At 73.0% G+C, this 23,900-nt stretch carries 15 protein-coding genes; 7 read left to right on the forward strand and 8 right to left on the reverse strand.

The annotated features are described in order from the left end of the window. Positions 1–111 precede the first annotated feature (111 nt). The 3 genes from K2224_RS01640 (at position 112) to K2224_RS01650 (ending at position 4,705) form a co-directional block, all read left to right on the forward strand. Positions 112–1,299 (forward strand): LacI family DNA-binding transcriptional regulator, encoded by a 1,188-nt coding sequence (locus K2224_RS01640; protein WP_221904868.1) that lies wholly within the window; start codon positions 112–114, stop codon positions 1,297–1,299. A 215-nt stretch (positions 1,300–1,514) separates the two neighbouring features. Continuing rightward, positions 1,515–2,372 carry a sugar phosphate isomerase/epimerase gene (locus K2224_RS01645; RefSeq protein ID WP_221904869.1) on the forward strand — a complete coding sequence of 286 codons (858 nt, stop codon included), beginning with the start codon at positions 1,515–1,517 and terminating at the stop codon, positions 2,370–2,372. Positions 2,373–2,884: 512 nt separating this feature from the next. After that, complete coding sequence (locus K2224_RS01650) at positions 2,885–4,705, forward strand: glycoside hydrolase family 3 protein (RefSeq protein WP_221904870.1); 1,821 nt, start codon at positions 2,885–2,887, stop codon at positions 4,703–4,705. Between the two features lie 117 nt (positions 4,706–4,822). Here K2224_RS01650 and K2224_RS01655 read toward each other — a convergent pair whose 3' ends face one another. From K2224_RS01655 to K2224_RS01665, 3 genes are all read right to left on the reverse strand, one after another. Further along, entirely contained in the window at positions 4,823–6,241 is a 1,419-nt protein-coding gene (locus tag K2224_RS01655; RefSeq protein WP_221904871.1) for a S28 family serine protease, read from the reverse strand. Positions 6,242–6,325: 84 nt separating this feature from the next. Further along, on the reverse strand, positions 6,326–10,354 hold the full coding sequence (locus K2224_RS01660; protein WP_221904872.1) for an ABC transporter ATP-binding protein: 4,029 nt from the start codon (positions 10,352–10,354) through the stop codon (positions 6,326–6,328). A gap of 140 nt (positions 10,355–10,494) precedes the next feature. After that, entirely contained in the window at positions 10,495–13,338 is a 2,844-nt protein-coding gene (locus K2224_RS01665; RefSeq protein ID WP_221904873.1) for a discoidin domain-containing protein, read from the reverse strand. Positions 13,339–13,573: 235 nt separating this feature from the next. On the opposite strand from K2224_RS01665, the gene K2224_RS01670 reads away from it, so the two are divergent. From K2224_RS01670 to K2224_RS01680, 3 genes are read left to right on the forward strand one after another with little or no spacing between them, the layout of a single operon-like run. Next, positions 13,574–14,341 (forward strand): ATP-binding cassette domain-containing protein, encoded by a 768-nt coding sequence (locus tag K2224_RS01670; RefSeq protein WP_221904874.1) that lies wholly within the window; start codon positions 13,574–13,576, stop codon positions 14,339–14,341. Further along, positions 14,313–16,682 carry a YhgE/Pip domain-containing protein gene (locus tag K2224_RS01675; protein WP_221904875.1) on the forward strand — a complete coding sequence of 790 codons (2,370 nt, stop codon included), beginning with the start codon at positions 14,313–14,315 and terminating at the stop codon, positions 16,680–16,682. Before K2224_RS01670 ends, K2224_RS01675 begins: the two co-directional genes overlap by 29 nt. Beyond that, the gene (locus tag K2224_RS01680) at positions 16,679–17,317 is read left to right on the forward strand and encodes a TetR/AcrR family transcriptional regulator (protein ID WP_221904876.1); all 639 of its coding nucleotides are present in this window, start codon (positions 16,679–16,681) and stop codon (positions 17,315–17,317) included. The genes K2224_RS01675 and K2224_RS01680 overlap by 4 nt, the downstream gene beginning before the upstream one ends. An 87-nt stretch (positions 17,318–17,404) precedes the next feature. Here the strand turns inward: K2224_RS01680 and speB are convergent, their stop codons facing one another. After that, on the reverse strand, positions 17,405–18,376 hold the full coding sequence (gene speB / locus K2224_RS01685; RefSeq protein ID WP_221904877.1) for an agmatinase: 972 nt from the start codon (positions 18,374–18,376) through the stop codon (positions 17,405–17,407). 269 nt (positions 18,377–18,645) lie between these two features. Between speB and K2224_RS01690 the strand changes: the two genes are divergently transcribed. After that, positions 18,646–19,437: a phosphatase gene (locus K2224_RS01690; RefSeq protein ID WP_221904878.1), complete on the forward strand. Its 792-nt coding sequence runs from the start codon at positions 18,646–18,648 to the stop codon at positions 19,435–19,437. 23 nt (positions 19,438–19,460) lie between these two features. Here K2224_RS01690 and K2224_RS01695 read toward each other — a convergent pair whose 3' ends face one another. The 4 genes from K2224_RS01695 to K2224_RS01710 all read right to left on the reverse strand — a co-directional run bounded on the left by K2224_RS01695 (position 19,461) and on the right by K2224_RS01710 (position 23,761). Continuing rightward, positions 19,461–20,693, reverse strand: a complete 1,233-nt coding sequence (locus tag K2224_RS01695) for a serine hydrolase (RefSeq protein WP_221904879.1) — start codon at positions 20,691–20,693, stop codon at positions 19,461–19,463. Between the two features lie 216 nt (positions 20,694–20,909). Beyond that, on the reverse strand, positions 20,910–21,818 hold the full coding sequence (locus K2224_RS01700) for an acyl-CoA thioesterase II (RefSeq protein ID WP_221904880.1): 909 nt from the start codon (positions 21,816–21,818) through the stop codon (positions 20,910–20,912). A gap of 20 nt (positions 21,819–21,838) precedes the next feature. Next, positions 21,839–22,996: an acyl-CoA dehydrogenase family protein gene (locus tag K2224_RS01705; protein WP_221904881.1), complete on the reverse strand. Its 1,158-nt coding sequence runs from the start codon at positions 22,994–22,996 to the stop codon at positions 21,839–21,841. A 117-nt stretch (positions 22,997–23,113) separates the two neighbouring features. Beyond that, positions 23,114–23,761, reverse strand: a complete 648-nt coding sequence (locus K2224_RS01710; protein WP_221904882.1) for a TetR/AcrR family transcriptional regulator — start codon at positions 23,759–23,761, stop codon at positions 23,114–23,116. Positions 23,762–23,900: the final 139 nt, after the last annotated feature.

A 23,900-nucleotide genomic window follows, 5' to 3' on the forward strand; every position in this document is an offset into this window, starting at 1 on the left:
TGGACAGTAAGCGCTTTCTTCGAGAACGGACGCTAGCCTGCGTGGCAGGTCGCCAACAAGGGTGTGTTCGGCAGGCATTGAGCGGACATCGAGACGTGCGGGAGGTGCGTGATGGCGGTGACGCTGGCGGATGTGGCGGCACGCGCGGGGGTGTCGTCGGCGACCGTCTCGCGGGTGCTCGGCGGACGCTATCGGGTGACGGAGGGCACCCGCGGCCGGGTGCTGCAGGCGGTGGCGGAGCTGGAGTACGTCGTCGACGGCCCGGCGAGCGCACTGGCCGGCGCCGGTTCGGACCTGGTGGGCATCCTGGTCCACGACATCGCCGACCCGTTCTTCGGGGTGCTGGCGGGCGCCGTCCAGGGGGAGTTGGGCGGGACCGCCGGCCCCTGGGGCGAGAAGCTGGCGGTGGTGTGCAGTACAGGCGGCTCCCCCGAGCGCGAGCTGGACTATCTCACCCGTCTCCAGCGGCAGCGGGCGGCCGCGGTGGTGCTGACCGGCGGCGCCCAGGAGGATCCGGGGCACGCTCGGGCACTCGCCGCCCGATTGGCTCGACTGACCGAGGCGGGCACCAGGGTGGTGCTGTGCGGCCGCCCCCGCCCGGAGCCGCCCAGCGCCCAGGACGGGCAGGAGGCAAAGACGAAGAGGAGACCTCCACGTCTCACCGGACGGCCCCGAGCCGCCACACCACCCATCACCCTGGCGTTCGACAACCGCGGCGGCGCCCGGCGGCTGACGGGGCATCTGCTGGCGCTGGGACACCTCCGGATCGGCTGCGTCGCGGGCCCGGCCGGCCGCACCACCACCGCCGAGCGCCTGGCCGGCCACCGCGACGCGCTCGCCGCACACGGCATAGCGGACGCACCGGAGCGGACGGTCCCCGGGGCCTACGACCGCGCCTCGGGCTATGACGCGGCCCTGGAGCTGCTGCGCCGGGAACCTGCGCTGACGGCCGTCGTGGCGGCCAACGACACCGCCGCCCTGGGCGTGTGCGCGGCGCTGCGCGACCGGGGCCTGCGAATACCCGAGGACGTCTCGGTCGCCGGTTTCGGCGATCTGCCGTTCAGCGCCGACGCCACGCCCGCGCTCACCACCGTGCGACTGCCGCTGCGGGAGGCCGGGGCGCGGGCCGGGCGGCTGGCGGTGGGGCGGGTGGCGCCACCGCCGGGCGGGGTGGCGACGCTGCCCGCGGAGCTGCTGGTCCGGGAGTCGACGGGGCCGGTGCGGTCCGGGGCGACCGCCGTCGAGGGCGTCCGCGGCGCGGTTTCGGGTGGGACCGGCTCGGGCAGGTCTGGCGGCTGACGTGACACACCCAGCACGGCACTGAAGGTCAACGGGGCGGACGGGGACGCGGACGGGGATGCGGACGCGGACAAAGGCGCCGGAAGACAGGACTGACGGGCGGGACGAACAGAAGGCACAGGCTGGACAGGCGGGACGAACGGAACGAACAGACGGGCCAGACAGGACAGGCGGGACGAGCGGGACGGATACGACGGGACACGACGGGAGGCGATATGGACGAGGATCGCGGCGCACTGGTCGGCATCCGGCCTGCTTTTTCGACGCTCGGGGTGCCGGGAATGCCGGTGGATGAGGTGGTGCGGCTGGCCGCCCAGTACGGATATCAGGGGGTGGAGCTGCGGGCCCACCCCGAGGAGCCGGTCCACCCACTGCTGGGCATACGGGAACGCGCGGCGGTGCGCGGGCGCTTCGCGGACGCGGGCGTGCAGGTCCTGGCCGTCGCCGGGTACGCCAAGGTCGCGGCGGAGTGTCCCGGGGCGGCGGCCGAGGCGGCGCTGGCGCACGAACTGACCGAACTGGTCCTGCTGGCAGCCGACTTGGGTGCCCGGTACGTCCGGGTCTTCCCCGGCGGCGGCGACCGTCCGGCGGAGCACGCGGCGGCGGACGCAGTCCGGCGACTGGCCGCGGTGGCACCACTGGCCGCCGAGCGCGGGGTGCGGGTACTGCTGGAGACCCATGACTCGCACCGCACCGGAGCAGCAGCGGCCCGGATCCTGGACGCGGTGGACGATCCACACGTGGGCGCGCTGTGGGATGTGCTGCACAGCTGGCTCGGCGGGGAGGCCCCCACGGCGACCCGCGCCGCACTGGGCCGACATCTCGGATACGTACAGGTCAAAGACGTGGCATCGCCTCACGACCTGACGCCGCTTCAGCTGGGAGCCGGAGCACTGCCACTAGCGGAAGTGGTGACGACAGTGGTGACGACACTCGATCCCGGGCGCATCGACTGGTGGTGCTGGGAATACGAGAAGCGCTGGTATCCGAACGCGGCGGAACTCCCGGCCCTGCTGAAGCAGGGCCGGGCACACCTGGACCGGCTGACCGAGGAGGCGAGCAACCAAGGCTGACTCGAGGAAGAGGAAACGGATGCACACCAAGGCAGGCGGGCCGGCCCCATGAAGACGGGGCAGACGGGCACCGGCCCGCACAAGCACGAGCGGCGGCACGCCAGTCGAGGCGATGCCCCAGGTGCGCGGCAGACCGGACCAGGGCCGATGCCCCAGGTGCGCGGCAAACCTGGCCGGGACGGGCCAGGCCATACAGACAGGAACAGCACCTCACCCAGCACCCGACAACACAGAGACAAGCAACACCGTCACCGCCACCGCCAGGATCAGGCCGCCACCGCAGACAGGCCCACCGTAAGGAACAAATCACTCTCCGTAATCGTTGCAAGTATAAGGAAGCACGCGCGAGCCCAACCCCGCCCCACCGCAACCCCACCACACCCCACCCGCCACCGCAATCCCTGAACGACGCCGACGTCCACCGTCATTGACCGGCAGTTGTTTTCCGGCTATCCGTGTCTCCTTGGAAGTTTCCTTCACGCGTTCGAGGAAGCCCCCCGGAAGGAGCGCAGATGCACTCCAGACGTACCGTCCTGACCACCGCCGCCGCAGCCGCAGCGACCGCCGCCCTGGGCGCCGGCCCCGCGCACTCCGTCCCCTCCCCCACTCCGCAGCCCTCGCGCGCCACCCTGGACCGGCTGCGCCGGCTCATCGCCCGGATGTCGCCGGAGGAGAAGGCGGGGCAACTCTTCGTGATGCGGGTGTACGGGGAGTCCGCCACCGACCCGGACCCCGCCGACGTCGCGGCCAACCGCAAGGAGATCGGGGTCGACAACGCCGCCGAGCTGATCGCCAGGTACCACGTCGGCGGCATCATCTACTTCGGCTGGGCGCACAACACCCGCGACCCGCACCAGATCGCCGAGTTGTCCAACGGCATCCAGGATGCCGCCGCCGACCTGCGCGTGCCCGTCCCGGTGCTGATCTCCACCGACCAGGAGCACGGCATAGTGGCGAGGATCGGGGAGCCGGCGACGCTGCTGCCCGGGGCGATGGCGCTGGGTGCCGGCGGGTCCGTGGAGGACGCCCGAACGGCCGGGCGGATCTCCGGGCAGGAGTTGCGGGCGATGGGCCTCCGGCAGGACTACGCGCCGGACGCGGACGTCAATGTGAACCCCGCCAACCCGGTCATCGGCGTCCGCTCCTTCGGGGCCGACCCGGAGGCGGTGGCCCGTATGGTCGCGGCCCAGGTGGGCGGCTATCAGGACGCGGGGGTGGCGGCGTGTGCCAAGCACTTCCCCGGGCACGGGGACACCGATACCGACAGCCACGTCGGGCTGCCGTACATCCACCACAGCGCCGAGGAGTGGGAGCGGCTGGACGCGCCGCCCTTCAAGGCGGCGATCGCCGCCGGGATCGACTCGGTGATGACGGCGCACATCGTGGTGCCGGCCCTCGACCCCAGTGGTGATCCGGCGACGCTGTCCCGGCCGATCGTCACCGGCATCCTGCGGGAGCGGCTGGGTTACGACGGGGTGGTGGTGACCGATTCGCTCGGCATGGAGGGCGTCCGGGTGAAATACGGGGACGACCGGGTGCCGGTGCTGGCGCTGAGGGCCGGGGTGGACCAGTTGCTGAACCCGCCGGATCTGTCGGTCGCGCACGGCGCGGTCGTCCGGGCGCTGCGGGACGGGGAACTGAGCGAGCGGGAGATCGACGCCAAGCTGCTGCGGATCCTGTTGCTGAAGGAACGCCGGGGGCTGTTCGACGACCCGTACACCTCGCGGCAGCAGGTGGACCGGGTGGTGGGGACGCGGGCCCACCGGGTCGCCGCGGACCGGATCGCGGACCGCACCACGACGCTGCTGCGGAACGACGGCGGGCTGCTGCCGCTGTCCCGGCGGCGGACCGGGCGGCTGCTGGTGGCCGGGGTGGACCCGGCCGCGCCGACCGGCACCGGCGGCCCGCCGACCGAGGTCCTGGCGCGGGAGCTGACCCGGCTGGGGTTCGAGGCCACCGCGCTGTCCACCGGGACGGCGCCGTCCCGGCAGGCGATCGCCCGGGCGCGGGCGGCGCTGGGCCGGCGGGACGCGGCGGTGGTGGCGACGTACGACGTCACCGCGTCGTCGGCGCAGCGGACGCTGGTCGCGGAGCTGCTGGCCACGGGGAAGCCGGTGGTGCAGCTGGCGATCCGCAATCCGTACGACATCGCCCTGCTGGACGGTGTGGAGGCGGCGCTGGCCAGCTATTCGTGGACGGATGTGGAGCTGCGGGCGGCGGCCCGGGTGATCGCCGGGCGGCGGGATCCGAAGGGCCGGCTGCCGGTGCCGATAATGCGCGCGGACGCGCCGCAGACCGCGCTGTACCAGATCGGGCACGGGCTGCGGTACTGAGGGCGGCGGGCCGGTGGGTGCGTGTCCTCGCCTCGGGAGGACACGCACCCGCCGCGCGTCCGGGCGCCCGTGTGCCGTCCGGCAGGGCGCGCGGGGGGGCGCGGGCCTAGGGCCGCGTCACGGCCGCAGGGTCGTGCTCCGGGAGAGCTGCGAGCGGTCGAGGCGGCTGTCGGCCGGGGCCTGGGCGACGGCCCGGCCGTCGGCGGGCACCGGGAGCCCGGCCCAGGTGAGCAGTTCGGCGGTGGCCTTGGTGCGGTCGGCGTCCTTGAGCGTCGCGATGTCGGCGCCGTGGTTGCCGCCGGGCACGGTGAAGAGGTACGAGTCCCGGGCGCCGCGGCCGAGTTCGAAGTGCTTGGCGCTCCAGGGGTCGTACTGCCCGTTGACGAACATCATGCGGGTGGCGTGATGCCGGACCCAGCGGTCGACGTCGGGCATGGCGCGCCGGTCGAAGCGCATGGGGATCGACCGGGGCACGAAGCTGCGGGAGTCGTTGATGCCCGGGTAGCGCAGCAGGCCGCGGAGGTTGGGGTAGTGGTACTTGGGCTCGCCGAGCTGGGTGCCCGCCTGGTAGTAGTACGGCTCGAACTTCGCCAGGCCCTGGTCGGTGTAGGAGTCGAAGCCGCCGACCTTGTCGATCCAGGTCCACAGGGTGTCGGTGGAGGCGGTGGGTGCGGGCACCTGGGCGCAGGCGGTCTTGGCGGGCTGGTACTGCCAGAAGCCGAAGACCAGGTCGGTGACGAGGACTTCGTAGGCGCGGTCGGCGGTGCCGATGAGGCTGAAGGTGCGCTTGTTCTCGCCGGCCCACTTCTCGTAGCGGTTGACCATCTCGTCGCGGCGGAGCAGTGCCTCGCGTTCGATGCGGCCGACGGCGGCGCGGCACTCGGGGGTGCCGACGGTGGCGAAGAAGCGGTCGTAGGGGGTGGTGTCGTCGCGGTCGGTGTTGTTGGGGGCGACGTAGGCGACGGTGCCGTTCATGTCGTGCGGGAAGAAGCGGCGGTAGTAGGTGGCGGTCATGCCGCCCTTGCTGCCGCCGGTGGCGATCCAGTTCTTGGGGTAGAGCGTGTGCAGCGCCTGGAAGACGCGGTGCTGGTCGGTGGCGGCCTGCTGGATGTCGAGTTTCTTCCAGTCGGTGGGCACCGGGCGGGACGGGGTGAAGTAGCGGTATTCCAGGGAGACCTGGTTACCGTCGATGATCTTGGTGGGTTCGCTGCGGGACGGGGTGGTGCTGACGTTGTAGCCGGAGGTGAAGAACACCGTCGGGCGGTCCACGGACTTGTGGAGCAGGGTCAGCCGCTGCTGGAACGTGCCCTTCTCCGGGTGCCGGTGGTCGATCGGCTGGGTGTATTCGAGGACGAAGTAGCGGTAGTCGTCGACCGGTTTCTCCTCGACGAGGCGCATTCCGGGGATCGCGAGGATCCGGTCCTTGATGTCGGTGGTGCCGGGTCCGGCGGTGGTGGCCGCTCCCGCTGGTGCGCCGACGCTCGCCGCACTTATGAGTACGGCGAGCGTCAGCAGCCATCTTCTGCCCTTGCGCATGGGCCCTCCCCTTGGGGTGACAGAGGTCGGGCCGAACCTATCCGCGCGGCGGGGGCACCACCAGCCCCCATTGGGGCGCTGAGATCACACCGTGAGGGGCTCCTCCTCGCCGGTGAAGGTCCGCCACAGCTGTGCGTAACGGCCGTCGCGGGCGAGGAGTTGGGCGTGGGTGCCGTCCTCGACGATCCGGCCGTGGTCGAGGACGACGACGCGGTCGGCGCGGGCGGCGGTGGTGAGGCGGTGGGCGACGATCAAGGTGGTGCGCGCGCCGGCGCTCGAGGAGGGGTGGCGGTCGGGCGACGGGCGGGCGGTGCGGGCTCCGGTGGTGCCGCCGGTGAGCCGGTCGGTGGCCTGGTTGACGACGGCTTCGGTGGCCAGGTCCAGGGCGGCGGTGGCCTCGTCGAGCAGCAGGACGTCGGGGTCGGTGAGTTCGGCGCGGGCCAGGGCGAGGAGTTGGCGCTGTCCGGCGGAGAGGTTGCGGCCGCGTTCGGCGACCTGGTGGAGGTAGCCGCCGTCGAGGGTGGCGATCATGGGGTGGGCGCCGACGGCGCGGGCGGCGGCCTCCACTTCGGCGTCGGTGGCGTCCGGGCGGCCGTAGGCGATGGCGTCGCGGACGGTGCCGGGGAAGAGGTAGGACTCCTGGGGGACGACGCCGAGCCGGCGGCGGTAGCCGGTCAGGTCCAGTTCGCGCAGGTCGGTGCCGTCGACGCGGACCGTGCCGGAGGTCGGGTCGTAGAAGCGGGCGACGAGTTTGACGAGGGTGGACTTGCCGGCGCCGGTCTCGCCGACGAAGGCGACGGTCTGGCCGGCGGGGATGGTGAGGTCGATGCCGGTCAGGGCCGGTTCGTCGTGGTCGCCGTAGTGGAAGTGGACGTCCTCGAAGGAGAGGGCGCCGCGGAGCGCGGGGACGGGGCGGGGGTGTTCGGCGGGCGGGGTGGAGGTGGGCCGGGCGAGCAGTTCGCCGATCCGGCCGAGCGAGACGGACGCCTGCTGGTAGCCGTCGAAGACCTGGGAGAGCTGCTGGACGGGGGCGAAGAACAGGTCGATGTAGAGGAGGTAGGCGACCAGGGCGCCGGCGGTGAGGGTGTGTGCGCCGATCCGGTCGGCGCCGACGACCAGGACCAGGGCGGCCGCCACGGAGGACAGCAGCTGGACGAACGGGAAGTAGACGGATATCAGGAACTGGCCGCGCACCCGCGCCCGGCGGTAGGCGTCGCTGTGTGCGGCGTACCGTTCGGCGCCGTGGCCCTCGCGGCGGAACGCCTGGACGATCCGGAGTCCGGCGACGCTCTCCTGGAGGGCGCCGTTGACGGTGCTGATGCGTTCACGGGCGAGCTCGTACGCCTTGACGCTGCGCTTGCGGAAGACGTAGGTGGCCAGGGCGAGCGGGGGCAGGGTGGCGAAGACGACCAGGGCGAGCTGGACGTCGATGGCGAAGAGGGCGACGAGTATGCCGAAGAAGGTGAGGACCGAGACGACGGCGGTGACCAGGCCGGTCTGGAGGAAGGTGGACAGCGCGTCGACGTCGGTGGTCATCCGGGTCATGATCCGGCCGGTGAGTTCGCGCTCGTAGTAGTCGAGGCCGAGGCGCTGGAGCTGGGCGAAGATCTTCAGGCGGAGGGCGTACAGGACGCGTTCGCCGGTGCGGCCGGTCATGCGGTTGGCGCCGATCTGTGCGACCCATTGGACGGCGACCACGGCCAGTGCGAGCCCGGCGGCGGTCCAGACGCCGGCGAGGATGCCGCGGCGGACGCCGTCGTCGATGCCCTGCCGGATGAGGACCGGGAGCAGCAGGGAGGCGACCGCGTCCACGGCGACGAGGAGGAGGGCCACCAGGAGCGGGCGGCCGAAGCCGTGCAGCAGGCGGCGCAGGCCGTAGGAGGGCTCGGGGCGGACGGCGGCGGTCTCGTCGACGTCGGGGGTGTCGGCGGCGGGGGGCAGCGCGGCGACCTGGGCGAGGAGTTCGGGGGTGGCGGGGCTGCCGGCCATGGCGGTGGCGATGCCGGGGCCGGTGGCGGGGGTGCCGCGGGGGGCGGGGCCGGCGGCGCCCGCCTCGGCCTCCTCCTCGCGGCGGACCCAGAGTTCGGGGGTGATGCTGCCGGTGGCGGCCGCGGCGTCGGGGTCGGCGGGTGCGTCCGGGGCGGCGTCGATGAGGGGTTCGGGGCGGCGGGGGCCGGCGGCGGGGTGCGGCCGGTCGCCGTCGGTGGCGGGCTCCAGCAGTGCGGCGGTGCCGGAGGCGGCGTACTCGCCGTCGAAGACGCCGCCGGTGCCGTCGTCGTGCACGGCGCGGCCTGCGGCGCCCGCCGGGTCGTGGGGGACGCCGCCGAGTTCCTCGGGGTCGGTCAGCAGCCGGCGGTAGAGGGCGCAGCGGCCGGCCAGTTCCTCCTGGGTGCCGACGTCGACGAGCCGGCCGCCGTCGAGGACCGCGATCCGGTCGGCGAGTGCCAGGGTGGAGGCACGGTGGGCGATCAGGAGGGTGGTGCGGCCGGCCATGACGCCGCGCAGCGCCTCGTGGATCTCGTGCTCGACGCGGGCGTCGACGGCGGAGGTGGCGTCGTCGAGGACCAGCAGCCGGGGGTCGGTGAGGATGGCGCGGGCCAGGGCGATGCGCTGCCGCTGGCCGCCGGAGAGGGTCAGGCCCTGTTCGCCGACTTCGGTGTCGTAGCCGTTCGGCAGCGCCGTGATGAAGCCGTCGGCCTGGGCGGCGCGGGCGGCGGCGCGGATCTGCTCGTCGGTGGCCTCGGGGTGACCGTAGGCGATGTTGTCCCGTATGGAGTCGGAGAAGAGGAAGCTGCTCTCGGGGACGAGGCCGATGGCGGCGCGCAGGGATTCCAGGGTGAGGTCGCGGACGTCGTGGCCGCCGACGAGGACGCGGCCGGCGGTGACGTCGTAGAAGCGGGGCAGCAGCAGGGAGACGGTGGACTTGCCGCTGCCGGAGGCGCCGATGACGGCGACCGTCTCGCCGGCGTCCATGCGCAGTGAGAATTCGTCGAGCACCGGGCGGACGGGCCGGTCCGGGCGGTCGGCGGTCTCGTCGGCGGCGGGGTCGTGGTGCGGGCCGTAGCCGAAGGTGACGTGGTCGAAGACGACGGTCGCGGGGGCGTCGGCGGGCAGGGCGCGGGCGTCCGGGTGCTCCTCTATGGTCGGCTCGGTGTCGATGAGTTCGTAGACCCGCTCGACGCCGGCGCGGGCCTGCTGGCCGACGGTGAGCATCATGGCGAGCATCCGGACGGGGCCGACCAGTTGCGCGAGGTAGGTGGAGAAGGCGACGAAGGTGCCGAGGGTGATGTGGCCCCGGGTGGCCATCCAGCCGCCGAGTGCCAGCATCGCGACCTGGCCGAGGGAGGGGACGGCCTGGAGGGCGGGGGTGTAGCGGGCGTTGAGCCGGACGGTGCGCAGCCGGGCGGCGAACAGCCGGCGGCCGACGGCGCGGAGTTTGCCGGTCTCCTGCTCCTCCTGGCCGAAGCCCTTGACGACCCGGACGCCGGAGACCGCGCCGTCCACGACGGAGGCGACCGCGGCGGCCTGGCCCTGGGCGTACCAGGTGGCGGGGAAGAGGCGGGTGCGGCTGCGGCGGGCGATGATCCACAGGGCGGGGGCGACGGCCAGCGCGATGACCGTCAGGAGCGGGGAGAGGACGGCCATCACGGCGAGCGAGACGGCGAAGAGGAGGATGTTCCCGATCATCATCGGGAGGATGAAGAGCAGGCTCTGGATGAGCTGGAGGTCGCTGGTGGCGCGGCCGACGACCTGGCCGGTGCTGAGTTCGTCCTGGCGGCGGCCGTCGAGGCCGGCTATCGCGTCGAACATGCGGGTGCGCAGGTCGTGCTGGACGTCCAGGGCGAGCCGGCCGCCGTAGAAGCGGCGGAGGTAGGTGAGGACGTAGACGACGAGGGCGGCGGCGACGAGGAGGGTGGCCCAGGGGGCGAGGGCCCGCTCGTGCCGGACGATCACGTCGTCGATGATCAGCTTGGGGATGAGCGGGACGAGGGCCGTGACCGCCATCCCGGCGAGCGAGGCGCCGAGCGCCAGCAGCACGTCCTTGCGGTGGCGCCAGCAGTCCCGGCCCAGCCGCCGTGCCCATCCCTTGTGTGTCGTGTCCGTCCCCGCCACCCGATGCCTCCCATGCGTCGTCTGCCGCACGGGCCAACGCCGAGGGCCCCGGATTTCATCCCGCCGTAACAGTCCGGCCGGAGAAATCCGGGACATCCCGCAGGACGGGCCCGGGACCCCTAGGGGGTCCCGGGCTCGGGTCACTGCGCCCGTGTCACCGTCAGCTCGGTGATGCCCGGGCGCGGGGCGGGTTTGCCGCCGGGTGCGGGGCGGTGGTCGCCGTGGACGGTGACGCGGACGTAGCGGGCGGTGCTGCGGCCCGCGGCGTCGGTGCCGGTCCAGTGGCGGCCGTCGCGCGAGATCTGGACGGTGTAGGACGTCGGGCGGGTGGCGGTCCAGTGCGGGGTGATCCGGCCGATGGTGACGGTGCGGCCGAGGTCGACGGTGAGGGTGCCGTCGGCAGCGTCCGGGACCCAGGCGGTGGTGGTGTTGCCGTCGACGGCGGCGCCGGCGTACATGCCGGGTTCCTCGGAGCCGGCGGTGGCGGTGGTGCACCGGGCGGCGTCGGTGGTGGCGGCGAGGTCGGGCCGGCGGGTCTTGAGGACGGTGGGGACGCCGCGGCTGACGAGCTTGTCGCCCTCGGGGGTGGCGAGCGGCAGGGCGGGCCCGGAGGTGAGGCGGACGGTGGTCTGGTGGGCGCCGAGCGCGACGTCGAAGGTGCGGCCCTGCCAGTGCAGTCCGCGCAGGGTGACGCCGGCGGAGAGCTGCGGCGGCAGCATCGGGTCCAGGCGTACCCGGTCCTCGGTCATCCGCAGGCCGGTCAGGCCGTTGGTGAAGACCTGGAGGAAGCCGCCCTTGCCGGTGAGGAAGTCCTGGGCGGGGCGGCCGGCGTGCGGGTCGCCGGCGCCGGCCTTGTCGCCGCGGGCCTCGGAGAACTCCGCGAACGGCCCGCGGACGAACGGCCTGATGGCGCGCTGGAGGTAGGTGTAGGTGGCGCAGCCGGGTTCGCCGAGGGCGGCGGCGTCGACGGCGTGCACCGAGTCGGTCATGGCGGGGCCGTCGGGGTCGGTGCGGGCGGCGTAGTAGTCGAGGGTGGCGGCGGCCTGCTGCCGGGTCATGGGCCACTGCAGCGGGTACATCAGGAGCACGGTGTCGGCCTGCTTGATGGTGGTGCCCTTGTAGCCGGCGTACTGCTCGAAGATCTTGCGGTTGCCGTCGTAGGGGATGCGCAGCTTGTCGGCGACGGTCTTCCAGGCGGCAGGGACGGGTCGGCCCAGGAGGGTGGCGGCGCGGGCGGCGTCGCGCAGGGCGGTGGCGGCGCCGGCGTTGGTGAAGACCGCGTCGTCGACGCCGTTGCTGTACTCGTCGGGGCCGGCGACGTTCTTGATCGAGTAGCTGCCGTCGGCGTTGCGGGTGGCGCGGGAGGCCCAGAAGTCGGCGATGCCCGAAAGGACGGGCCAGCCGCGGGACTTCAGCCAGGCGGTGTCCTTGGTGGCGAGGTAGTACTGCCAGGCGGCCAGCGAGATGTCGCCCATGAGGTGGTTCTGGGTCTTGCAGTGCGGCGGGTCCCAGCTGTGGCACTCGGTCCACAGGTCGCCGGTGCCGCCGCTGGTCCAGGAGTAGAAGAGGCCCTGGTAGCCGAGGCGGCGGGCGTTGGCGCGGGCGGCGTCCCGGGTGCGGTAGCGGTAGTCGACGATGGACCGGGCGAGGTCGGGGTGGGTGGCCAGGAGTCCGGGGTACATCCAGGTCTCGGCGTCCCAGAAGATCTCGCCGGCGTAGTTGTCGCTGGTCAGGCCGGTGGGGCCGATGCTGTTGGCGCTGCCTCGGCGGGTCGCGGCCAGGAGTCCGTACTCGGCGGAGCGGATCCAGGACTGGAGCTCGGGCTGTCCGGCGACCTCGATGTCGCTGCGCCAGAGCTTCTGCCAGGCGGCGCGGTGCCGGGCGGTGAGGTCGGCCCAGCCGGAGTCGGCGGCGCGGCGGGAGGCGTTCTCGGCGGTGGTGCGGGGGCCGTGGGAGGTGAGCGCGGTGTCCACGCCGACGTACTTGGTCAGTTCGTAGGTGCGGCCGCGGTGGACCGGGAAGGTCAGGCGCTGGTGGGCGCTGAGCTGTTCGGCGGTGGTGGCGCCGGAGCCGGTGGCCCTGGCGGGCGGCTCGGGGCTGGGGCGGGTGTCCGGTATGCCGCGGCCGGCGCGGAGGGTGGAGGCGACGGCGCCCTCGGTGCCGGTGCCGTCGGTGCGGAAGCCGACGGTGACGGTGCCGGGTGGGGCGGTGCGGTCGCGGGGGGTGGGTCCGGACGGCTGCATGCGGCGGGCGCCGCGGCCGTCGAGGGTGTCGGTGACGGTCGTCCGGCCGGTCCAGTGCGGGGTCATCCGCAGCCGGACCGCGGCGGTGTGCGCGTCGGCGCGGTCGGCGAGCACGTCGTAGACCAGGTCGGTGGCCCGGCCGTCGGCGGCGGTCCAGGTCAGCGAGGTGCGGACGAAGCCGCAGCGCAGGGAGAGGGTCTGGCGGTAGTTGCTGATGCGGCCGGGTGCGGTGGCCGAGGAGAAGGTCTCGGGGTGCGGGCCGCCGGTGGTGACGTCGAGGGTGGTCCAGGTGGGCAGGGCGGCTATCGCCTGGCGGCCCTTGAGGTCGGCGGGGCCCTTGGCGTAGAGGCCGGAGACGAAGGACCCGTCGTACTCGGGGGTCTTCAGGGGCCAGCCGGTGGTGCCGCCGGGGGCGGCGTAGCCCATGCCGTTGGGCGGGACCCGCTGGCCGAGGTAGCCGTTGCCGACGTAGGCGTGGTGGCTGTCCTTGGGGTCGATGGCGGTGGCGGTGGGGGCCCAGCCGTCGGCGGTGCAGGAGGCGGACCCGGCGGCCGCCGGCCCGGGGGTCCCCGCGGTGGCGGCGGTCGCCGGGGCGAGGGCCGCGACGAGGGTGCCGGCTATCAGGGCGGCGAGCGTCCCGCGTCGCCTACGGGTCGCCCGTGGAGGGGCGGCCGGCGGCTCCGGGCGCGCCGTGTCGTCGTTCCGCGCGCCCTGCCGCGCCGTCCGTTCCGTGTGGTCCATGCTGCTCCGTCCCTGCGGCCGGTACGCGCCCTTGGGGCACGGACCCAGCCTCGGCTCTGCCCAACGTCAGCGCACCCTACGAGCCGCCGGTGACGCGGGTCACCGTTGAATGCACGATCCATCGATTTCCGGCCGCGACCCGCGTTTTCCGGCCCCGTGTGCGCCCCCGGATTGGTCAATGCGGCCCGCGTACGGCACACTTTTAGACTGACCAGTCAGATCAAAAGGAGGGGTTGTGGAGACCACCCGCCAGGGGGCGGCCGTCAACGCCCGGGGAATAGGAGTGAAGGGCCCACGCGGGTGGGCCTTTCGGGGCGTCGACGTCACCGCCGACCCCGGGTCGCTGATCGCGGTGCAGGGTCCGTCGGGCTCCGGCCGCACCTGCCTGCTGCTCGCGCTCACCGGACGCATGCGGATCGCCGAGGGCCAGGCCACCGTCGCCGGCTTCCCGCTGCCCAAGCGCATGGGGACGGTCCGCGGCTGTACCGCGATCGCGCACGTGCCCGGCATCGCCGACCTCGAACCCGCCCTCACCGTCGCCGAACACCTCCGGGAACAGGCCCTCCTGGGCCACCGGGGCGCCGCGCTCCTCTTCGGCCGCCGCCGCAAGGAGGCCACCAAGGCGCTGGTCGACGCCGCGCTGGCGGCCGCCGGACTCGACCCGGAGACCCTGCCGAAGGGCCTGCGGACCTGCGTCCGCGACCTGGAACGACTGGAGGCGCTGCGGCTGTCGGTGGCGCTCGCGGTGATGCACCGGCCGCACCTGCTGGCCGTCGACGACCTCGACCTCAAGCTCTCCTCCGACGAGCGCGCCGCCGCCTGGCAGATGCTGCGGGATCTGGCGCTGGGCGGCACCACCGTGGTCGCGGTCGCCTCCGACGCACCGGCGGACGCCCTGTGCGTCTCCACCGCCGCGGCACCGGCGACCGCCACCGACACCCACCGGCCCGACACCCACGAGGAGGAAGCGGCGCATGCGTTCGCCGAGACTGGCCGCGCTTGAGTTGCGGCGGTTCGGCCGGGGCAAGCTCCCCCGGCTGGGCCTGGTCGCCCTGATGCTCATCCCGCTGCTGTACGGAGCGCTCTACCTCTGCTCCTTCTGGGACCCCTACAGCCGCCTGGACAAGATCCCGGTCGCCCTCGTCAACGAGGACCAGGGCGCCACCTCCGGCGGCAAGAAGCTGACCGCCGGCGCCGACCTGGCCCGCAACGTCAAGGACAGCAAGACCTTCGACTGGGAGGAGGTCAGCGCCGCCGACGCCGCCAAGGGTCTGGAGAAGGGCGACTACTACCTCTCGCTGACCGTCCCCAAGGACTTCAGCGAGCGGATCGCCTCCAGCGGCGGTGACGACCCGCAGACCGGTGCGCTCCAGGTCCGCACCAACGACGCCAACAACTACATCGTCGGCTCGATCTCCAAGACGGTGTTCTCCGAGATCCGCGCCAAGACCTCGGCGAAGTCCAGCCGGGCCTTCCTCGACAAGATCTTCGTGTCGTTCTCGGACCTGCACGACGAGACCGCCAAGGCCGCCGACGGCGCCGGCAAGGTCAACGACGGCCTGGGCACCGCCCGCGAGAAGACGGGCGAACTGGCCGACGGGCTGGGCAAGTTGAACGACGGCGCGGGCAAGCTCGACAAGGGGGCGGGGGACCTCAGCAACGGCGCCGGGAAGCTGGACAAGGGCGCCGGCGACCTCAGCAACGGCGCCGGGAAGCTGGACAAGGGCGCCGGCGACCTCAGCAACGGCGCGGGCAAGCTCGACAAGGGCGCCGGCGACCTCAGCAACGGCGCGGCCCAGGCCGCTGCCAAGGCCAAGGAGCTCAGCCAGGGCGCGAGTCAGGTCGCGGACGGCACCCAGCAGCTCGTCGACCAGATCGGCGGCCTCGCCAAGAAGGACCTGCCCTACCTCAAGCAGCACGGCAAGGAGATCGCCGACGGCGCACGGTTCGTCGTCAAAGTGACCGAGGACGTGGACGACCTCCTGTCCAAGCTCCCCGCGAACTCGTCCAAGGCCGCCGCCCAGACGCGCAAGAGCGCCGACGATGCCCAGGCGCTGTACGAGGCGCGGTGCACCGGCGGGAACACCGACGCGGACTGCGCGCGCCTGAAGGGGATCGCGGTCGGCACCGCCGACGCGGCCGACCTGGCGAAGAAGGTCGACAACGCCATCTCACAGGCGGACTTCGGCCAGCTGCGCGCCAAGCTGCGCGAGGTGCAACAGGGTGCCCAGATGGTCGCCGACCAGGTGCCCGACATCGTGAAGAACGCCGACGGTCAGCTCGCCCAGCTCAACAAGCTCAACACCGGTGCGCACCAGGTCGCCCAGGGCGCCGGGCAGTTCGCCGGCGGTCTCGGTGCCCTCGCCAACGGTGCCGGCCAGCTCGCCGACGGCGCAGGCCAGCTCCACAACGGTGCCGGTGACCTCGCCAACGGCGCAGGCCAGCTGCACAAGGGCGCCGGTGACCTCGCCAACGGCGCAGGCCAGTTGGCCAACGGCGCCGGTGACCTCGCCAACGGCGCAGGCCAGCTGCACAACGGTCTCGGCACCGCCCACGACGGCGCCGAGAAGCTCAGCGGCGGTCTGTACAAGCTCAAGGACGGCGCCAACCAGCTGGCCACCGGGCTGCACAGTGGTGTCGCCAAGATCCCGGACTACGACAAGAAGGACCGGGACACCCGCACCGACGTGATGTCCGACCCGGTCAAGCTGGCCGCCAAGTCGATGCACAAGGCGCCCAACTACGGCACCGGCCTCGCCCCGTACTTCATCCCGCTCTCCCTCTGGGTCGGCGCGATGGTCGCGTACATGCTGCTCGCGCCGCTCGGCAAGCGGGCGCTGGCCGCGGGCGCGCCCGGCTGGCGGATCGCGCTCGGCTCCTGGCTGCCGGCGTTCGCCATCGGCGTCGTCCAGGTGCTGGCCCTGATGGCCGTGCTGCACTGGGCGCTGGGTCTGGAGATGGAGCGCGCGGGCGCCACGATCGGGTTCCTGATGCTGGGCACCGCCTGCTTCACCGCCCTCATCCAGCTGCTGAGCGCCTTCTTCGGGCCGGCCGGCCGGGTGTTGACGCTGGTCGTCCTGATGCTCCAGCTGACGTCGGCGGGCGGCACCTACCCGGTGCAGACCAGTCCGGGGTTCTTCTCCTGGATCCACCCGTTCCTGCCGATGAGCTACGTCGTCGACGGCCTGCGCCGGCTGATCACCGGCGGTGACCTGGACGTCGTCTGGCAGGGCAGCATCGTGCTCGCCGCGTTCACGGTGGGCGCGCTGGCCCTCACCGCCCTCGCGGCGCGCAGCCGCCAGGTGGTGCGGATGAAGGACCTGCACCCGGAGCTCAGCCTGTGAGCACCCGCTCCGGCAACGGGGGCGGCGCCATCTCCGGCGCCGCCCCCCGCCGCACCCCCACCCGGCGCCGGCTCTTCGACGCCGCCGTCACGCTCATCGCCGAACAGGGCTTCTCCGCCACCACGGTCGAGGAGATCGCCGAGCGCGCGGGCGTCGCCAAGGGCACCGTCTACTACAACTTCAGCAGCAAGAACGTCCTCTACGAGGAACTGCTGCGGGACGGCGTCGACCTGCTCGCCGCCTCGCTGCGCACCGCCGCGGACGACACCGCGGCCCGCGGCGGCAGCCGGGTCGACGCGCTCGACGCGATGATCCGCGCCGGCCTGGACTTCATCGCCGGCTCCCCCGCCCTCACCCAGCTCTACGTCGCCGAGCTGTGGCGCACCAACCGCACCTGGCGCGCCACCCTCACCTCCGTCCGGGGCCGCGCCCTGGCGGTCGTGGAGTCGGTGCTGCAGGACGCGGTGCGCGCCGGGGAGTTGAGCGACGAACTCGATGTGCCGCTCACCGCCTCCGCGCTGCTGGGGATGGTGCTGGTCGCGGCGCTGGACTGGCAGTCGTTCCAGCCCCAGCGGTCGGTCGAGGAGGTGCACGCCGCCCTGTCCCAGCTGGTGCAGGGCCGCGTGGCGGCCTGAATGAGCGCATGAGCGGGGGCGCTACCCGCCCGTGAAAAGACCGCCGGCAGGCCCGAGGCCCGCCGGCGGTCGTGCTGTGCGCGCGGGTCAGCCCCGGGCGTCCGCGATCTGCCGGGACATGATCGTGGTCAGCTCGTAGGCGGTGTGCGAGGCGGCCACGGCGGTGATCTCGGCGTGGTCGTAGGCGGGGGCCACCTCCACCACGTCCGCGGACACCAGGTTGCAGGACGCCAGTCCGCGCAGGATCTCCAGCAGCTCCCGCGAGGTCATGCCGCCGGCCTCGGGGGTGCCGGTGCCGGGGGCGTGCGCCGGGTCCAGGCAGTCGATGTCGATCGAGATGTACAGCGGCCGGTCGCCGATGCGCTGCCGCAGCTGGTCGGCGACCTCGTCGGCGCCGCGGCGGTAGACGTCCGCGGAGGTGACGATGCCGAAACCCATCTTCTCGTCGTCGGTGAGGTCCTTCTTGCCGTAGAGCGGACCGCGGGTGCCGACGTGGGAGAGGGCGGAGGTGTCGAGGATGCCCTCCTCGACGGCGCGGCGGAACGGGGTGCCGTGGGTGTACTCGGCGCCGAAGTAGGTGTCCCAGGTGTCGAGGTGCGCGTCGAAGTGCAGCAGCGCCACCGGGCCGTGCTTCCTGGCGACCGAGCGGAGCAGCGGCAGGGCGATGGTGTGGTCGCCGCCGAGCGTCATCATGCGGGCGCCGGTGCCCAGGATGTCGTCCGCGGCGGCCTCGATGGTCTCCACGGCCTCGTGGATGTCGAACGGGTTGGCCGCGATGTCCCCGGCGTCGGCGACCTGCGCCAGCGCGAACGGCGAGGCGTCCTGCGCCGGGTTGTAGGGCCGCAGCAGCCGCGACGCCTCACGGATCGCGTTGCCGCCGAAGCGGGCGCCCGGGCGGTAGGAGACGCCGGTGTCGAAGGGGACACCGACGACGGCGACATCGGTCCGGCCGCCGACCTCGTCGAGGCGGGGCAGCCGGGCGAAGGTCGCGGGCCCGGCGTAGCGCGGAATGCGGGAGGAGTCGACGGGGCCCACGGGCTCGTGCGATGCGGTGGTCATGGCGCCGAGCGTAGGCACCGGCCCCCTCCCGGCACATGGACATTTGCGGGCCTCGCCGCAATTCCGTTCGACATTCTGTCCATCCGTATTCGGTCCATCCGTCTGCCACCGCGCTCCGCACCGCTTCCCGCCGCTTGCCGCCGCTTCCCGCCCGCGGCGCCGCCCCGCCCCGCCACGTCGCCCCCTTCCGTCGGTTTCTGTCGGTTTCCGTCGGTGTCCGGGCTGTGGAACGCCCCGCCCCGCCGGGGCCCGCCGGGCACAATGACGCTATGCCGATAGCCGCTCCGGCCCCCTCGCGTGCCGAACTCATCGACCATCTCGTCCGCACCCGGATCGCGGGGGCCGTCGCCACCCCGCGCGAGAACAACCTGCTGCACTACCGCCGGCTCGCGAACGGCGACCGCCACTACTGGTTCGGCCTGGAGCTGGGCGACCGCTGGACGGACGAGCAGGACGTGCTGGCCGTGATGGCGGAGCGCTGCGGCGTCAACGACGACCCGGACCACCGGCAGGGCCAGGACACCATCGACCCGGAGCTGACCGTGGACGCGCTGGAGCGCGCCGCCGCGGTGCTGCGCAAGGCGGCCGCCGACCGCCAGCGCGTCCTGTTCGCCACCGGCCACCCCGGCGGCCTGCTGGACGTCCACCGTGCCACCGCCCAGGCCCTGCGCGAGCGCGACTGCGAGATCATGGTCGTCCCCGACGGGCTGCAGGCCGCCGACGGGATGGTGTTCCAGTTCGGCGACGTGGCGGTGCTGGAGCGCGGGGCGACGCTGTGGCACACCCACTCCCCGGAGCCGATGGCCGCGATCCTGGACGGCCTGGAGCGCGCCGGCCGCCCGCTGCCGGACCTGGTCATGGCCGACCACGGCTGGGCCGGCTGCGCGGGCCAGCGCGGCATCCCCACGATCGGCTTCGCCGACTGCAACGACCCCGCCCTCTTCCTCGCCGAGGCCGAGGGCACCGTCCAGGTCACCGTCCCCCTCGACGACCACGTCCTGAGCCCCCGCCACTACGACCCGCCGACCCGCTACCTCCTGGCGGCGGCGGACCTGCTCTGAACCGGCCTGCCCGCCCCGGTGGTTCAGCCGGCGTCCTTGAAGGTCGTGTCCCTGAAACCGGCGTTCTTGAAGGCGGCGTTCAGGACCGCCATCACGTAGGGGCGTTCGGAGGTCGTGCCCGTGGGGTTGAGGGAGTAGGCCACGCGGCGCTTCAGGTCGCGGGTGGTGAAGACACCGTTGGTCCACCCGGGCAGGGAACCGGTCTTGCCCCAGACGGTGACGCCGTTGTCGAGCACGATCCGCATCAGGCCGCCGGCGCTGAAGCAGCTCTTCCCGTTGATGCAGTTGGTGTTGGTCGGCGCGCTGTCCACCGCGGGCACGGTGAACACCAGCTTCTGCTGGGCGGGCGGGAGGAGCCGGCCGCGGAACAGGGCGGTCGTAAACCGGTCCAGATCGGCGGCGGTGGAGATCATGCCGCCCTCGGCCCAGGCCCAGGGGCTCTGCTCGGTCACCTCGTCCTCGCCGACGTACACGCGGGCGTGCGGGACGGGTAGGGACATGTCGTCCCGCGCGGGGAGGCCGGTGTGGCGCAGCCCCAGCGGCCGGATGATACGGCGGGTGAGTGCGTCGCCGAAGGTGCGGCCGGTCACCTTCTCGACCAGCAGGCCGAGGACGAAGGTGTTGACGCCGTTGTACTGCTGGACGCGGCCGGGTACGGGCCGCTGCCCCGGCTTCCGGCCCGCGGCGGCCGCGAAGGCGTTGCGCACCACGTCCTGCGGCGAGACGCCCTTGCGCCACCACCCCGGCCCGTCCGCGGGCCCCGGTATGCCGGCCGGGGCCGGCAGGCCGCTGGTGTGGTCCAGGAGTTCGTGCACGGTGACGGTGCCGTAGGCGGCGGGAACGAGGTCGGGCAGATAGCGGCGGACGGGAGCGTCGAGGGCGATCCGGCGCTCGGCGACCAACTGGAGCACGATCGTGCTGGTGAAGATCTTCGTCACGCTGCCGATGCGGAAGTGGGCGTCGGGGGACACCTCCCCCGCGGTGCCGGTCCACGGCGTCGCCCGGCCGTCCCCCGCCACCCTGACCAGCGCGCCGGCGACGACGCGATCGGGCAGACGGGCGAGCAGTTCCCGCATCGGTGCGGGATCGAACGGGGCGCCGGCAGCCGTCCGGTGCGGAACGGCAGGGGACGCCATCACGGCGGGCGCGCAGGCCCCTGCGGCGATCACGGCGAGGGCGACGCCGGCGACGGCCAGCCGACGGCGGACGGACCGGCGTGGGGCGGAACGGCGTGGGGCGGAACGGCGGAGTCGCATCGGGCTGCTCCCAAGGGCGCCGGCCACAGGACCGGAAGGGACGGTGAACTACCGTCAACTCTCCGCGGGACGGCGCCGGATGACATCAGGGATCACCCCTGACCGACCCCTGAGACGCCCCTGTCTCTGAGACGCCCCCGACAACCCCTGACACCGCCCTTGGAACCCGCCCCCTGACGCCCGCCGTCCGTCATCCGCCGACAGCAGCCGCGCCCCCTACCCCCGCGGCACCCGCACGACCCCCTCCTGGATCACCGTCACCGCCAGCTGTCCGTCCGCCGTGAAGATGCGTCCCTGGCCGAGCCCGCGGCCGGACCGGGAGGTGGGCGACTCCTGGTCGTAGAGCAGCCACTCGTCGGCGCGCAGCGGGCGGTGGAACCACATCGCGTGGTCCAGACTCGCGCCGACCACGTCGCCGACCGCCCAGCCGCCGCGGCCGTGCGCCAGCAGGATCGAGTCCAGCAGCGTCATGTCGGAGACGTAGGTGACCAGGCAGACGTCGAGGAGCGGGCGGGGGATGCCGTCACCGGCATCGTCGAGCTTGCCCTGGGTGCGGAACCACACCTGGGAGCGGGGCTCGCGCGGCCGGCCGACGGTGGCGTAGGGCGGCTCGTCGGCGTACCGCAGGTCGATCGCGGCCCGGGCCTCCAGCAGCCGCTCGGCCACCTCCGGCGAGAGGTACCGCTCGGCGTGCCGGGGCAGCGTCTCGGCGGCGGTGGGCAGTTCCAGCGGGTCGGGCGCGGCCGGCATCGGCTCCTGGTGCTCCAGCGCCCCCGCCCCCTCCTCGTACTCGTACGCGTGGAATGACGCGGTGAGGTGGAAGATCTGCCGGCCGTGCTGGACGGCGACGACCCGGCGGGTGGTGAAGGACCGGCCGTCGCGGATCCGGTCGACGGTGTAGACGATCGGCGCGCCGGGGTCGCCGGGGTGCAGGAAGTACGCGTGCAGGGAGTGCGGTGGCCGTTCGGCGGGGACCGTGTGGCCGGCCGCGACCAGGGCCTGGGCGGCGACCTGGCCGCCGAAGACCCGGGGCACCACGGAGGCGCGGCTCTGCCCGCGGAAGATGTCCTGCTCGATCCGTTCCAGGTCCAGCAGTTCGAGCAGCGACCGGAGTGCGTCGTTCACGTGCGTGGGTCCCCGTGCCCCTACAGGCCCATGGACTTGGCGATGATGGACTTCATGACCTCGCTGGTGCCGCCGTAGATGCGGTTGACGCGGTTGTCGGCGTAGAGGCGGGCGATGGGGTACTCGTTCATGAAGCCGTAGCCGCCGTGGAGTTGGAGGCAGCGGTCGATGACGCGGTGGGCGACCTCGGTGCAGAAGAGCTTGGCGGAGGCGGCCTCGGCGGCGGTCAGTTCGCCGGCGTCCAGGGCCTCCAGGGCGCGGTCGGCGACCGCCTCGGCGGCGTCCACCTCGGCCTGGCAGGCGGCCAGTTCGAACTTGGTGTTCTGGAAGGAGGCGACGGTCTTGCCGAAGACGGTGCGCTCCTGGACGTAACTCTGGGCGAAGCGGACGGCGGCCTTGGCCTGCGCGTAGGCGCCGAAGGCGATGCCCCAGCGCTCGGAGGGGAGGTTGCGGCCGAGGTAGGAGAAGCCCTTGTTCTCCTCGCCGAGCAGGTCCTCGACGGGCACCTTGACGTCGACGAACGCCAGCTCGGCGGTGTCGGAGACCTTCAGGCCGAGCTTGTCGAGCTTGCGGCCGATCGAGTAGCCCTCGGACGTGGTGTCGACGGCGAAGAGGGAGATGCCGTGGCGGCGGTCGTCCTCGCGCGGCGCGGAGGTGCGGGCGCAGACGATGACGCGGTCGGCGTGCACGCCGCCGGTGATGAAGGTCTTGGAGCCGTTGAGGACGTAGTGGGTGCCGTCGGCGGAGAGCTTGGCGGTGGTCTTCATGCCGGCGAGGTCGGAGCCGGTGCCGGGCTCGGTCATCGCCAGGGCCCACATCTCCTCGCCGGAGACGAACTTGGGGAGGTAGCGCTTCTTCTGCTCCTCGGTGGCGAGCATCTCGATGTACGGCAGGCCGAGCAGCACATGGACGCCGGAGCCGCCGAAGGTGACGCCGGCGCGGGCCGTCTCCTCGTACATCACGGCCTCGAACTTGTGCGAGTCGATGCCGGCGCCGCCGTACTCCTCGGGGACGCGGATGCCGAAGATGCCCAGCTCGGCGAGTTTGTAGTAGAAGTCGCGGGGCACTTGGCCGGCGGCGTACCAGTCGTCGTAGACCGGTACGACCTCGGCCTCGACGAAGGCGCGTATGGTCTCGCGGAACGCCTCGTGATCCTCGTTGAACACCGTCCGGCGCATGCCCTTGGCCTCCTTCACCCACCACACTAAGCGTTTGCTCAGCGAAAGCTACCGGCCGGTCACCTGCACTGTCCAGAGGTGCGGCGGGGCCGTTGCCGGCCGGTGGGAGCCCCGCCGTCAGCCCGCCCGGTGCGCGGCCACGACGCCCTCGGCGACCCCTGCGGCCCCGTCCGCATCGACCGCCGCGAACGCGCCCAGCGCCAGCCGGTGCAGCAGGTGCGCCATCTCCGTGCGGCCCGGCAGCGAGCCGGGGCGCCCCAGGTGCGGGGTGGAGTTCAGCAGCCCGAAGACCGCGTGCACCGCCGCCCGCACCTCGGACTCCGCGGGCGCGGGGTGGACCTGCCGGACGACCTCCACCCACAGCTCGACGTACTGCCGCTGGAGCTGCCGGACCCGCTTGCGGTCGGCCTCCCGCAGCCGGTCCAGCTCGCGGTCGTGCAGGGTGATCAGGGGGCGGTCGTCGAGGGCGAAGTCGATGTGCCCGTCGATCAGCGCGTCGAGCACCGCCGCGGGGCTCTCCCCGCCCTCGTCGACCCGCATCCGGCCGCCGGCCAGCAGCCGTTCGCTGATCCCGACGAGCAGCTCGGCGAGCATCGCGTCCTTGCCGGCGAAGTGCCGGTAGAGCCCGGGGCCGGAGATGCCCACGGCCGCCCCTATCTCGTCCACGCCGACGCCGTGGAAGCCGCGCTCGGCGAAGAGCCGGGCGGCCTCCTTGAGGATCTGCTCGCGGCGGCTGGTCGGGGCGGGGGCGTGCGCGTTGCTCATGGGGTCGATTGTAGACAGGCGGGTTAGTGGTCGTTAACCTGAAGGACGAGAGGTTAACGACCATTAACGCGTATGGCCCCGAGCACGCCCCGCGGTGCTCCGGGGCAGCCGACCGAGCGAGGGGGCCCATGGCGATGGA

The sequence above is a fragment of the Streptomyces sp. BHT-5-2 genome, assembly GCF_019774615.1.
Classification (GTDB): Bacteria; Actinomycetota; Actinomycetes; order Streptomycetales; family Streptomycetaceae; genus Streptomyces.